The organism is Micromonospora sp. NBC_00821 (assembly GCF_036347035.1).
GTDB classification, from domain to species: Bacteria; Actinomycetota; Actinomycetes; order Mycobacteriales; family Micromonosporaceae; genus Micromonospora; species Micromonospora hortensis.
On the sequence record NZ_CP108880.1, the window covers coordinates 3575147 to 3587351 of the forward strand.

The following is a 12205-nucleotide window of genomic DNA, read 5'->3' on the forward strand; positions in this document are numbered from 1 at the left end:
TGCGGCTAGGCTTCCCCGATGCGCGGAATCCTACTTGCTGGCGGCACCGGGTCCCGGCTCTGGCCGATCACCCGGGCGGTCTCGAAGCAGCTGATGCCGGTCTTCGACAAGCCGATGATCTATTACCCGCTCTCCACCCTGGTGATGTCCGGGGTCCGGGAGATCCTGGTGATCACGACTCCGGACGACCAGGACCAGTTCCGTCGGCTGCTCGGCGACGGCAGCCAGTTCGGGCTGCGGCTGGAGTACGTCAGCCAGGAGCGCCCGGAGGGCATCGCGCAGGCGTTCATCCTCGGCGCGGACTTCATCGGCACCGAGTCGGTGGCGTTGGTCCTCGGCGACAACATCTTCCACGGCGTGGGTCTGGGTCGGCAGCTCGCCGACCACGGTGACCCGGTCGGTGGGCGCGTCTTCGCCTACCAGGTGGCCAACCCGCAGGAGTACGGCGTTGTCGACTTCGACGCCGATGGTCGGGTGCTCTCGATCGAGGAGAAGCCGGCCCGCCCGAAGTCCCGCTACGCGGTGCCCGGCCTCTACTTCTACGACAACCGGGTGGTGGACATCGCCCGCAAGCTCACCCCGAGCGCTCGTGGCGAGCTGGAGATCACGGCGGTCAACGAGGTGTACCGGGAGACCGGGGAGCTGGCGGTGACGGTGCTGGATCGGGGCACCGCCTGGCTGGACACCGGCACGTTCACCTCGATGATGCAGGCCGCCGAGTTCGTCCGGGTGGTCGAGGAGCGGCAGGGCCTCAAGATCGGTTGCGTCGAGGAGGTCGCCTGGCGGGCTGGCCTGATCGACGACGCGCAGCTGCGCGCGCTCGCCGAGCCGCTGACCAAGAGCGGTTACGGCAACTACCTGCTCGGTCTGCTCACCGATCAGGCCGGCAACGACGGGGGTTCCTGGTGAAGATCCGGGAGCTGAGCATCGAGGGCGCCTGGGAGATCAGCCCCCAGCAGCACGGTGACCCGCGCGGCATGTTCATGGAGTGGTACCGCTTCGACAAGCTCGCCGAGGTGGTGGGGCATCCGCTGCGGCTGGCCCAGGCCAACCTGTCGGTCTCCGCGCGTGGCGTGGTGCGCGGCGTCCACTTCGCCGACGTCCCGCCCGGGCAGGCCAAGTACGTCACGTGTGTGCGGGGCGCGGTCCTCGACGTGATCGTGGACCTGCGGGTGGGCTCGCCGACCTTCGGTCACTGGGAGGGCGTCCGGCTGGACGACACCGACCGCCGGGCGGTCTACCTCAGCGAGGGGCTGGGGCACGGGTTCTGCGCGTTGACCGACGACGCGACGTTGAGCTATCTCTGCTCGGCCACCTACAACCCGACCGGCGAGCACGCGGTGCACCCACTGGACGAAGAGTTGGGCATCGAGTGGCCCGCCGACGTTCCATTGCTGTCCGCGCGCGACGACGCGGCGCCGACTCTGGCGCAGGCCCGCGAGCGGGGCCTGCTTCCGGAGTACGACAGTTGCCGGCGGTTCGTGGCGAGCCTCGGTCCGGACGGAATGTCGCACTCAACCGGTATGTGACCGCGCTCGGAGCACGACCTGTGGTCTGACAGTGACGAACCGGGCCTCCGGGCGGCTAATGTCACACCATGGAGCGGCGAATCTTCGGCCTCGAGACCGAGTACGGCGTCACCTGCACCTATCGCGGGCAGCGGCGGCTGTCCCCGGACGAGGTCGCGCGGTATCTGTTCCGTCGCGTGGTGTCCTGGGGTCGGTCGAGCAATGTCTTCCTGCGCAATGGGGCCCGGCTCTACCTGGACGTCGGGTCGCATCCGGAGTACGCGACACCGGAGTGCGACTCGGTGACCGATCTCGTCGCCCACGACCGGGCCGGCGAGCGGATCCTGGAGGGCCTGCTCGTCGACGCGGAGAAGCGACTGCACGACGAGGGCATCGCGGGTGAGATCTACCTGTTCAAGAACAACACCGATTCGGCCGGCAACTCGTACGGCTGCCACGAGAACTACCTGGTCTCCCGGCACGGCGAGTTCGGCCGGCTCGCCGACGTGCTCATCCCGTTCCTGGTCACCCGGCAGTTGATCTGCGGGGCCGGCAAGGTCCTGCAAACCCCACGCGGCGCGGTCTACTGCCTCTCGCAGCGGGCCGAGCACATCTGGGAGGGCGTCTCCTCGGCGACCACCCGCAGCCGCCCGATCATCAACACCCGCGACGAGCCGCACGCTGACGCCGAGCGCTACCGGCGGCTGCACGTGATCGTCGGCGACTCCAACATGAACGAGGTCACCACGCTGCTCAAGGTCGGCACCGCCGACATCGTGCTGCGGATGATCGAGGCCGGGGTGGTGATGCGCGACCTGTCCCTGGAGAACCCGATCCGGGCCATCCGGGAGGTGTCGCACGACATCACCGGCCGGCGCAAGGTGCGGTTGGCCAACGGCAAGGAGGTCAGCGCCCTGGACATCCAGCAGGAATACCTGGCCAAGGCCACCGAGTTCGTCGAGCGACGCGGCGGCGACCAGGCCGCCAAGCGGGTCGTCGAGCTGTGGGGCCGGGTGCTCAACGCGGTGGAGAGCGGCGACCTGGAGCCGGTCTCCCGGGAGATCGACTGGGTCAGCAAGCTGCGGTTGATCGAGCGCTACCAGCGCAAGCACGACCTGCCGCTGTCGCACCCCCGGGTGGCGCAGATGGATCTGGCCTACCACGACGTGCGCCGCGGCCGGGGGCTCTACGGGCTCCTGGAGCGCCGTGGCGACGTCGACCGGGTGGCCACCGACCCGGAGATCTTCGAGGCCAAGGAGACCCCGCCGCAGACCACCCGGGCCCGGCTGCGGGGCGAATTCATTCGGCACGCCCAGGAGAAGCGTCGGGACTTCACAGTCGACTGGGTGCACCTGAAGCTCAACGACCAGGCGCAGCGCACCGTGCTCTGCAAGGACCCGTTCCGGGCGTACGACGAGCGGGTGGAGCGGCTGATCGCCAGCATGTGACCGGTTGCCGGCCCCGTCGGTGCGCTGCGCCGACGGGGCCGGTCAGCCCGACGCGCCGAGCGGTTAAGCTGAGCGCGCCATGACGACTTCTGGACCTTCCGACCGCCCTGAGCGCGGCACCGAGCGGCAGAACTGGATCGAACGCCGGCGGGAGAAGATCCGCGCCGAGATCGACCGTAACCGGCGCGGTGACTACACGGTGCCGACGTGGGTGCTGGCCCTGGCCCTGGCGCTCATCGTGGGCGGCTGGCTAGCCCTGATCTTCCTGGCCTGACCCACCCCCCCACCCCCGGGTGCCCTCCCACCCGTCCCACCCCGTCCCAGCTCGCGTTGATCATGAAGTTATTGCCATGACACGCCGGGGCGACGGGCAATAACTTCATGATCAACCGGGTCGGGGTTGGGGGTTGGGGTTGGGTCAGGGGAGGAGGGTTACCGCGTGGCGGCCGGCGGCGGCGGCCGCCAGGAAGTACGCGTGGTCGGCGTCGAGGCCACGGCCCATGGTGGACAGGGGCACGGCGCTGGCCCGCAGCGCGGCGTCCAGACCGTCGGTGAGCACCCGGACGATCCGGTGCCGGGCCGCCAGGGGCGCCAGCGCCGCGTGCACCTCGGCCGCGAGGGACGGCGTCAGATCCTCGGGCACCACCAGCTCCGCCGGGGCGAGCGCCACCCGGCCGTACGCGGTGAGGCTGTGGTGTGACACGCCCCGGTGTCGGGGGCGGGGGTCGGCGTCGGAGATGCGTAACGAGCCGACCGGCCTTCCGCCCAACGTGGCGATCGCGTTGACGGCCTCGCCGACGGCGATGCCGGAGAAACCCCACCGGGTGCCGGTGCCCAGGTTGCCCGGTCCCTGAGCCACGATCGCCACGTCCGCGTGGAGCACGTACCGGGCGGCGAGCAGACCGCCGTGCAGGGTGGTGGCCTCCAGGTCGCCACCGAACGCCTGCCCGACGGTGATCGTGCCGGCCAGTTCGGCCCGCAGCCCGGCGAGGGTGCGGGAGAACCAGGCGGGCAGCGCCCCGCCGTCGGTGAGCAGGTACGCCACCCGCGCCTGCGGGGCGTCGGCCCGGATACCGGCCAGGATCGCCGGGAGCGCCGAGTGCAGGTCGGCGGTGACCACCGGCAGGCCGCCCAGGTCGTCCGCGTCGGCCAGCACGTCGCGGTGCGGAGAGGCCTCCTCGTCGACACCGAGGAGGATCGGCTGCAACGGCGTGTAGCGGGCCTTGACCAGGTGCCCGGCGTCGCGGGTGTCGGCGACGTCTTGCGGGTCCGAGGGCAGCCGGTCCGGCAGGGCCACCACCAGGGCGTACCCGCCGGTGCCCAACCCCATCAGCAACGCGCCGGCGTTGAGCAGCACCCGGTCGCCGGGCTCGGGCGTGCCGACCAGCTCCGGGTAGGCCAGCGCCCGCATCCGCGTGCCGTCGGGCAGGTCGACGTCCAGCTCCACCGCCCCGGTCCACTGCCGTCGCAGCGTCGCCACCGTCCCCGTACGCCATCGCACCATGACGGGCACGCTAGCCGCGCGGGCCCGGCGGCCCGCGCCCGGGTGTGGGTCAGGTCGGCTCGGGGCCGCCGGCGTCCGGTGTCGGCCCGGCCTGGGTGTGCCGGGCGGTGCCGGTGGCGCCGGGCATCGAACGGGTCGGGTCGAGGAAGACGAACCGAATTTCCGGGTACCGGTCGGTGAGCCGCCGCTCGGCCTCGTCGGCGGTGGCCTCGATCTGCGCGCCGGTGGCCTCGTCGCGGAAGTCGACCTTCGCGGCGACCAGGATGTCCTGCGGGCCGAGCTGCATGGTCAACAGGGTGTCGATGCGCTCCACCTCGGGCAGCCCGGCCAGGTCCTGCTCGATCTCGTGGCGCAGCCGCTCCGGGACGGCTCGGCCGACCAGCAGCGACAGGTTGTTGGCGGCGAGGACCCCGGCGACAGTCAGCAGCAGGAGCCCGATCAGGATCGACGCGACGCCGTCCCACACCTCGTCGCCGGTGGCGTGCGACAGGCCGACGCCGAGCCCGGCCAGCACCAGACCGATCAGGGCCGCGCTGTCCTCCAGGAAGACCGCCTTGACTGTGGTGTCGGCGGTCAGCCGCAGGAACCGCCGAGGCGTGGTCCGCCAGCGTCGCGACTCGCGGCGGACCTGCCGCACCGCCCGGGCCAGTGAGATCGACTCGATGACGAACGACACCGCGAGCACGATGTACGAGATGAGGTAGTCGCCGCTGTGCTCGTGCACCAGGATCGTGGTGACGCCGTGGGTGACGGCGAAACCGGCGCCGGCGACGAATGTGAACATGGCCGCGAAGAACGCCCAGACGTAGCTTTCCTTGCCGTACCCGAAGGGGCGTCGCTGGTCGGCCGGGCGGGCGCCGCGGCGCAGCGCCTGGAAGAGCAGCACCTCGGTGGTGGTGTCGGCGACCGAGTGCGCCGCCTCGGAGAGCATCGCGGCTGATCCGGAGATCAGCCCGGCGATCAGCTTGGCCACCGCGATGGCGAGGTTGGCGACGCCGGCGACGACGACGGTGCCGACGCTTTCGCTCTCGGGCCTGGCCTCCGCTTGCGACATGAGAATCACCCTATGACCGCGGACGGCGGCGCGCCGGGGGAGGCCCGATCCGAACAAGTGTGCGGCACGCCCGCGTGGGTGCACGGTGTGGGCGGGTCGGCTGCTAGCGTCTACCGCGTGTCGCGGACCCGCACCGAACGCCTGGTCAACCTGGTGATCTGCCTCCTGTCCACGCGACGGTTCCTGACCGCCGCGCAGATCGCCGCGACCGTGCCCGGTTACGAGCACGATCCGGACGACGCGCGCGACCACGAGGCGTTCCAGCGCAAGTTCGAGCGGGACAAGGCCGAGCTGCGGGAGCTGGGCGTGCCACTGGAGACCGGCACGGCGAGCGCCTTCGACGCCGAGCCCGGCTACCGGATCGCCCACCGCGAATACGCGCTGCCCGACATCCTCCTCGAACCGGACGAGGCAGCAGCGGTCGGCATCGCCGCCCGGCTGTGGCAGCACGCCGGGCTGGCCGCCGCCGCGTCGTCGGGGCTGGCCAAGCTGCGTGCCGCCGGGGTGGACGTGGACCCGCAGGCGACCCTCGGCCTGGAGCCGATGGTCACTGTCGACCCGGCGTTCGCGCCGCTGACCGCCGCCGCCCGGGACCGCCGCGAGGTGGGGTTCGACTACCGGGTGCCCGACCGCGACGCGCCCAGCCGGCGACGGCTGCAACCGTGGGGCGTGGTCTGCTGGCGCGGCCGGTGGTACGTGGTCGGCCACGACCAGGACCGGGAGGCGACCCGCTGCTTCCGGCTGTCCCGTGTCGTCGGCGCGGTCCGGGTGACCGGCGCCCCCGGCGCGTACGAGCCGCCGGCCAACGTCGACCTGATCAGCCACGTGGCCCGCTGGTCGGGTCCGGTGGAGCGCACCGGTCGGGCCACCGTGCTGGTGGCGTCCGGGCGGGCCGCCGGGCTGCGCCGGTGGGCGGTGGAGGTGACCGCCGGGCCGGACGGCGACCTGCTGGTCCTGCCGTACGCCGACCCGGACGGGCTGGCCGGTCATCTCGTCGGCTACGGCCCGGACGTGCGGGTCCTCGACCCACCGGAGGTCCGCGAGGCGGTCATCCAACGACTCAAGGAGATCGCCGTGCGCCACGACGAGTTGGCCGTCAGCGGGGGTGCCGGGTGACCCGCCCGGCCGCCCGTAACGGCTCCCGCGCCTCCGCCGACCGGCTGGCCCGACTGCTCAACCTGGTGCCCTACCTGCTGGCCCGGCCCGGCATCGAGATCGCCGAGGCGGCCGGTGACCTGGGCGTCACCGAGCGCCAGCTCCGGGAGGACCTGGAGCTGCTCTGGGTGTGCGGGCTGCCCGGGTACGGCCCCGGTGACCTGATCGACATGGCGTTCGACGGCGACCGGGTGACCATCACCTACGACGCGGGCATCGACCGGCCGTTGCGGCTGACCCCCGACGAGGCACTGGCCCTCGTGGTGGCGCTGCGGATGCTGGCCGAGACGCCCGGGGTGGCCAACCGGGAGGCAGTCGAACGGGCCCTCGCCAAGATCGAGGCCGCCGGCGACCTGGTGGGCGCGCCGGTGGCGGTGCGGTTGCCCGGGGACACCCCGCGGGTCGAGGCGCTGCGCGCCGCCGTGGAGGGCGGCAAGGCCCTGCGGATCACCTACTACACGGCAGCCCGGGACGAGACCACCGAGCGCGTCATCGACCCGCTGCGGATGCTGATGGTCGGCGGCCGGGCGTACGTGGAGGCGTGGTGTCGGCGCGCGGAGGCCGTCCGGCTGTTCCGCGCCGACCGGATCGACGCGATCACCGAGCTGGACGAGCCGGCCATGGTGCCGCCGCAGGCCGTCCCGCACGACCTCACCGAGGGAGTGTTCCGCCCCTCGGCCGACCTTCCGTTGATCACCCTGCGCATCGGTCGGGGCGAGCGGTGGATCACCGAGTACTACCCGTGCGAGCGGGTGGAGGCCGGCGACGGCGACCAGTGGCTCGTCTCCCTGCGGGTCACCGACCTGGGGTGGGCCCGTCGGTTCGTGCTGGGCCTCGGCCCGGAGGTGGCGGTGGTCGCCCCGGTCGAGTTGGCCGAGCAGGTGCGGGCGACGGCGGCCGCCGCGCTGGACGCGTACGCCGTGCCCGCGCCCACGGCAGTGCCCCGGCCGCCCGAGAGCGTCCCGGCGCGTGCGCCGTCGGGTGACCCGGCGGTGGCCGGCCGCACCCAGTAGGCTGACCGCCGTGCTGATCTGGATCGTGCTCGCGGTGGTGCTGCTACCCCTCGTGGCGCTCGCGTTGGCTGTGCGCCCGGTGTTGGCCCGGCTGCCCCGACTGCGCCGCGCCGCCGTGGCGTTGCAGCGGCGGGCCGCCGAGGCTGAGGCGCTGCGGGAGACCGCCGAGGCGCTGCAACAGCGCGCCGAGGACGTCCAACGTCGGCTCGACACCACCTCCCAGCGACTCGCGGTGATCAGGGCCAAGCGCGGCTGATCGGGTACGCGCCCGGCGGTGGTTGACGGATCATCGCGGGTTGGTCAAGACTTCACCCTCCCGCCCAGACCACCACCACCCAGTGGGTGGCGGGCAGCCGATCCGCACGTACGATGGGCTGCGTACCACCCCCCGGACACAGAGCGACTGGAGCTTCTCATGGGTGCCCTCAAGCCGTGGCACATCGCTGTTCTCGTGGTTGTGCTGATCCTGCTCTTCGGTGCGAAGCGGCTCCCCGACGCGGCCCGTTCGCTGGGTCGGTCGCTGCGGATCATCAAGGCCGAGACCAAGAGCCTGCAGGACGACGACCGCGACCTCGCCGAGAAGGCCGACGCGCAGGCCGGCTACCAGCCGTTGCCGCCGCACGCCGGGCAGCAGGCGCCGTACGCTGGCCAGCCGCAGCAGGCCCCGTACCAGCAGACGCCGCCGCAGCAGCCGGTCGTCGACCCGGTGCACCGCGTCCGCGACAACTGACCGAAGGGCCCCACCACCGTGGCCTTCGCACTGCGTAAACGTGGCCCAAAGGCGTTCGAGCGGGCCGCCGACGGCTCGATGACGCTCATCGAGCACGTTCGGGAACTGCGCAACCGGCTGTTCCGCGCGTCGCTGGCGATCATGATCGGCTTCGGCTTCGGTATCTGGCTGGCCGAGCCGGTCCGGATCTTGCTATCGAAGCCGTACTGCGACCTGCCGGGGTCGATCGACCCGGAGACCAACAAGTGCCTCTTCGTTCAGCTCGGGCCGGCCGACCTCTTCCTGCTGAACCTGAAGATCGGCTTGTGGGTGGGCCTGATCATCGCGGCGCCGATCTGGCTCTACCAACTCTGGGCTTTCATCGCGCCTGGTCTGCATCGGCACGAGCGGCGTTACGCCTACGCCTTCACGGCCTTGGCGGCGCCGCTCTTCGCGGCCGGCGCGGTGCTGGCGTTCTTCGTCACCGCCAAGGGCCTCGAGTTCCTGATGAACGTGTCCGGCGATGACATCGCGACCACCCTGGAAGTCACCCGGTACATCTCGTTCGTCACCAACCTGATCCTGTTGTTCGGTGTGGCCTTCGAGTTCCCGCTCGTCGTGCTGATGCTCAACTTCGTGGGCATCGCCAGCGCGAAACGGTTGCTCAGTTGGTGGCGGGTGGCGATCTTCGTGTTCTTCGCCTTCTCCGCCGTGGTCACCCCGACACCGGACCCGTTCGGGATGACCGCGTTGGCGCTCTGTCTCTCCGCGCTCTACTTCGCCGCGGTCGGCGTCGCGTTCCTCAACGATCGGCGACGTGGGCGGGGCAAGGAGGTCTACGCCGGTATCGACGACGACGAGGTGTCGCCACTGGAGTTCGACGCGGACCCGGTCGTGGCCGGGCAGCGGGTCGACTCGACGGCGCCAATCGGCGTACCCGAACCGGTCGCGCCACCGGCGCCGATCGAACGCCGCTACGACGACATGACCTGACGGCCCCGCGCCGCCCGGTTCCACCGACGCCGTCCCCGTTTGCCGGGGGCGGCGTCGTCGCGTCACCTCGCGCGTTGGCGGCGGAACTGATGGTGACGGCGCCTGCCCCTGGTGAACGGCGGGTGTCCGACCGGTACGGTGCTGCCCGTGACCGCAGACGATCACCTGCCCGGCCCGGTCGCCGTGCTCGCCAACCCGACCGCCGGTCGTGGACGGCACCGCGCGTTGCTGCCCCGGTTGCTGGACGGCTTGTCCGCCGCCGGACGGCCGATCCGGTTGCTGCCGGCGTCCAGCCCCGCCGAGGCGGAGGCGGCGTGCCGGGCCGCCGTCGCCGAGGGCGCTGGCGCGCTGGTGGCGGTCGGCGGGGACGGCACAGTGCACCGGGCGTTGCAGGCTGTCGCCGGCACCGCCGTGCCGTTCGGCCCGATCCCGGCCGGCACCGGCAACGACTTCGCCCTGGACACCGGCTTCCCGGCCGACCCCCTCGCCGCGGCGACGGTGATCGCCGAGGCGGTGCGCGACGGCCGCAGTCAACCGGTCGACCTGGCCCGGATGGTCGGGGTCGACGGCGTCGAGCGCTGGTACGGAGCGGTCCTCGCGGCCGGGTTCGACGCGATCGTCAACGAGCGGGCCAACCGGATGCGCTGGCCGCGCGGCCCGCGCCGGTACGACCTGGCGATCCTGGTCGAGCTGGCCCGGCTGCGCCCACGCCGCTACACGCTGCGCCTGGACGGGGTGCCACACGACCTGGACGCGGTGCTGGTGGCGGTGGGCAACTGCCCCACGTACGGCGGTGGGATGCGGATCTGCCCGGACGCTGACCCGACCGACGGACTGCTCGACGTGGTGGTGGCGGGTCGGGTCAACCGGCGGACCCTGGTCCGGGTGAAGCCGCGCATCTACCAGGGCACCCACGTCAGCCACCCGCTGGTGCGCAGTTTCCGGGCCCGCACTGTGGAGTTGGCCGCCGAGGGCATCACCTCGTACGCCGACGGGGAACGCTCCCTGCGGCTGCCGGTGACGATCAGTGCCGTTCCGGGCGCCCTGCGGCTGCTGCGTTGACCCGTACCGCGCCGATGCTGGCGGCGATGACCAGCACGATGGCGGCGCATTCCAGCACTGTCAGCGCCTGCCGCAGCACCAGCCACCCGGCGAGCGTGGCGACGGCCGGGCCGAGGCTCATCAGCACCGCGAAGGTGGCGGTGGGCATCCGCCGTAGCGCCAGCAGCTCCAGGGTGTAGGGCAGCCCGGAGGCGAGCACCGCGAGGGCGGCGCCGAGCGCCAGCACCGGCGGGTCGAGCAGCACCGCGCCGCCGTCGACGATGCCCAGCGGCAGGGTGACCAGCGCGGCGACGGCCAGTGCCAGGGCCAGCCCGTCCGCGCCGGGAAAGCGGCCGCCGACCCGGGCGCTCAGCACGATGTACGCGGCCCACATGGCGCCCGCGCCGAACGCGAAGGCCACCCCGACCGGGTCCAGCCGGTCGAAGCCGCCCTGGCCGAGCAGCGCCACCCCGGCCAGGGCGAGACCCGCCCAGCCCCAGCTGGCCAGTCGGCGGGCGGAGAATACCGACAGGGCGAGGGGGCCGAGCACCTCCAGGGTCACCGCCGGGCCCAGCGGGATGCGTTCGATGGCCTGGTAGAACAGCGAGTTCATGCCGGCCAACGCCAGCCCGAACGCGCCGGCCGCGAGCCAGGCCGACCGGTCGTGTCCGCGCAGTCGGGGCCGGCACACCACGAGCAGCAGCACCGCCGAGATGGTCAGCCGCAGGGTCACCGCGCCGGCCACCCCGGTACGCGGGAAGAGCAGCGCGGCCACTGCGGAGCCGAACTGCACCGACAGGGCACCGCCGAGCACCAGCCCCACGGCGGCGACGCCACCGCGCCGGGCCGGTCGTGTCTCGCCCGACCGGGGCGTGGGCAGCAGGATCTCGGTCACGGGCACGACGGTAGGCGCTCAGCTCCGGCTACCTGGCGGCGGTGCCCACCGCTGTGACCAACGGTGGGCACAGCACGGACCGGGCGGTGTCGTTCAGGCTGGCAGGGCGAGGTCGAGCACCGCGCCCAGCCCGTTCTCCCGGCCCGGCTCGGCTGCCGGGAGCACCAGCACCGAGCAGCCGGCGGCCACCGCGCCCGCGTCCGCCGGGGTGTCACCGACCATCAGGGTCTGCTCCGGGTCGACGCCCAGCATGCCGCAGGCCCGCCAGAAGATCGCCGGGTCGGGTTTGCAGCGCCCTACCTCGTACGAGAGCACGAACGCGCCAACCAGGTCGGTCAGCCCCCAGGCGTCGAAGTGTGGCCGCAGGTCGAAGCCGATGTTGCTGACCACCGCCACCGGCACACCGGCGTCGCGCAGCGCGGTCAGCGTGGGGGTGGTGTCGGCGTACGGCAGCCAGCCCTCGGTGGTCAGCAACCGCTCGTAGAGCGCGTCGGCAAAGCCGTCGATGCCGGCGTCGACGGTCTCGGCCAATCCGGTGTACGCGCCCCGGTGAGCGTGTTGGTAGAGGTCCCGGTCGGCCCACAGTTCGGCGAGTCGGGGCGGCACCCGTGCCGGCAGTGGCCCGCCGGCGCGCCCGGCGGTCAGCAGCCGGTCGGCCAGCGAGGTGGCGCGCACCCGGTCCAGGGTCACACCGCACGCCGCCGCGGCCTCCAGCACCCACCGCTGGGGGTCCTCCACCTGGGCCAGGGTGCCGTGGAAGTCGAAGAGCACCGCCTTGACGGGGCGTCGGGACGCCCGGCGGGCGGCGGGCGCCTCAGCGGTGCCCGGCGGACTGGTCTGGGGCGGTTCGGCATGGTCCGGCACGCCGTGCACCCTACCGACCGC

At 72.4% G+C, this 12205-nt stretch carries 14 protein-coding genes; 10 read left to right on the forward strand and 4 right to left on the reverse strand.

Annotation, left to right across the window (positions count from 1 at the left end):
- Positions 1–18: 18 nt before the first annotated feature.
- From rfbA to OHB44_RS16400, 4 genes are all read left to right on the forward strand, one after another.
- Positions 19–909 carry a glucose-1-phosphate thymidylyltransferase RfbA gene (gene rfbA / locus OHB44_RS16385; protein WP_238685809.1) on the forward strand — a complete coding sequence of 297 codons (891 nt, stop codon included), beginning with the start codon at positions 19–21 and terminating at the stop codon, positions 907–909.
- A complete protein-coding gene (gene rfbC, locus OHB44_RS16390; protein WP_238685808.1) occupies positions 906–1529 on the forward strand; it encodes a dTDP-4-dehydrorhamnose 3,5-epimerase in 624 nt (207 codons plus the stop codon). Before rfbA ends, rfbC begins: the two co-directional genes overlap by 4 nt.
- Before the next feature lie 68 nt (positions 1530–1597).
- Positions 1598–2956: a Pup--protein ligase gene (gene pafA, locus OHB44_RS16395; RefSeq protein ID WP_210781723.1), complete on the forward strand. Its 1359-nt coding sequence runs from the start codon at positions 1598–1600 to the stop codon at positions 2954–2956.
- A gap of 79 nt (positions 2957–3035) precedes the next feature.
- Positions 3036–3230, forward strand: coding sequence for a hypothetical protein (locus OHB44_RS16400; RefSeq protein WP_238685807.1), 195 nt, complete (start codon positions 3036–3038; stop codon positions 3228–3230).
- Between the two features lie 144 nt (positions 3231–3374).
- Here OHB44_RS16400 and OHB44_RS16405 read toward each other — a convergent pair whose 3' ends face one another.
- Both OHB44_RS16405 and OHB44_RS16410 read right to left on the reverse strand, forming a co-directional pair.
- The gene (locus OHB44_RS16405; protein ID WP_330441157.1) at positions 3375–4460 is read right to left on the reverse strand and encodes a DUF3866 family protein; all 1086 of its coding nucleotides are present in this window, start codon (positions 4458–4460) and stop codon (positions 3375–3377) included.
- A gap of 49 nt (positions 4461–4509) precedes the next feature.
- Positions 4510–5514 (reverse strand): cation diffusion facilitator family transporter, encoded by a 1005-nt coding sequence (locus tag OHB44_RS16410; protein ID WP_238685805.1) that lies wholly within the window; start codon positions 5512–5514, stop codon positions 4510–4512.
- Between the two features lie 117 nt (positions 5515–5631).
- Between OHB44_RS16410 and OHB44_RS16415 the strand changes: the two genes are divergently transcribed.
- The 6 genes from OHB44_RS16415 (at position 5632) to OHB44_RS16440 (ending at position 10446) form a co-directional block, all read left to right on the forward strand.
- A complete protein-coding gene (locus tag OHB44_RS16415) occupies positions 5632–6630 on the forward strand; it encodes a helix-turn-helix transcriptional regulator (RefSeq protein WP_238685804.1) in 999 nt (332 codons plus the stop codon).
- Entirely contained in the window at positions 6627–7682 is a 1056-nt protein-coding gene (locus OHB44_RS16420; protein ID WP_330441158.1) for a helix-turn-helix transcriptional regulator, read from the forward strand. The genes OHB44_RS16415 and OHB44_RS16420 overlap by 4 nt, the downstream gene beginning before the upstream one ends.
- A gap of 10 nt (positions 7683–7692) precedes the next feature.
- Positions 7693–7938, forward strand: a complete 246-nt coding sequence (locus tag OHB44_RS16425; RefSeq protein WP_238685802.1) for a hypothetical protein — start codon at positions 7693–7695, stop codon at positions 7936–7938.
- Positions 7939–8097: 159 nt separating this feature from the next.
- A complete protein-coding gene (gene tatA / locus OHB44_RS16430) occupies positions 8098–8412 on the forward strand; it encodes a Sec-independent protein translocase subunit TatA (protein WP_196922929.1) in 315 nt (104 codons plus the stop codon).
- Positions 8413–8430: 18 nt separating this feature from the next.
- The gene (tatC, locus tag OHB44_RS16435; RefSeq protein WP_238685801.1) at positions 8431–9384 is read left to right on the forward strand and encodes a twin-arginine translocase subunit TatC; all 954 of its coding nucleotides are present in this window, start codon (positions 8431–8433) and stop codon (positions 9382–9384) included.
- Positions 9385–9522: 138 nt separating this feature from the next.
- The gene (locus tag OHB44_RS16440) at positions 9523–10446 is read left to right on the forward strand and encodes a diacylglycerol kinase (RefSeq protein ID WP_266305159.1); all 924 of its coding nucleotides are present in this window, start codon (positions 9523–9525) and stop codon (positions 10444–10446) included.
- Here the strand turns inward: OHB44_RS16440 and OHB44_RS16445 are convergent.
- Positions 10409–11326 (reverse strand): EamA family transporter, encoded by a 918-nt coding sequence (locus OHB44_RS16445; protein WP_442932675.1) that lies wholly within the window; start codon positions 11324–11326, stop codon positions 10409–10411. The two genes, OHB44_RS16440 and OHB44_RS16445, sit on opposite strands and share 38 nt — an antisense overlap.
- 87 nt (positions 11327–11413) lie before the next feature.
- Entirely contained in the window at positions 11414–12184 is a 771-nt protein-coding gene (locus tag OHB44_RS16450; protein ID WP_238685798.1) for an HAD family hydrolase, read from the reverse strand.
- Between the last annotated feature and the right edge of the window lie 21 nt (positions 12185–12205).

Coding starts and splice junctions, on each gene's coding strand:
- rfbA (WP_238685809.1), top strand. CDS start 19: ATGCGCGGAATCCTACTTGCTGGCGGCACCGGGTCCCGGCTCTGGCCG.
- pafA (WP_210781723.1), top strand. CDS start 1,598: ATGGAGCGGCGAATCTTCGGCCTCGAGACCGAGTACGGCGTCACCTGC.
- OHB44_RS16400 (WP_238685807.1), top strand. CDS start 3,036: ATGACGACTTCTGGACCTTCCGACCGCCCTGAGCGCGGCACCGAGCGG.
- OHB44_RS16405 (WP_330441157.1), bottom strand. CDS start 4,460: ATGGTGCGATGGCGTACGGGGACGGTGGCGACGCTGCGACGGCAGTGG.
- OHB44_RS16410 (WP_238685805.1), bottom strand. CDS start 5,514: ATGTCGCAAGCGGAGGCCAGGCCCGAGAGCGAAAGCGTCGGCACCGTC.
- tatA (WP_196922929.1), top strand. CDS start 8,098: ATGGGTGCCCTCAAGCCGTGGCACATCGCTGTTCTCGTGGTTGTGCTG.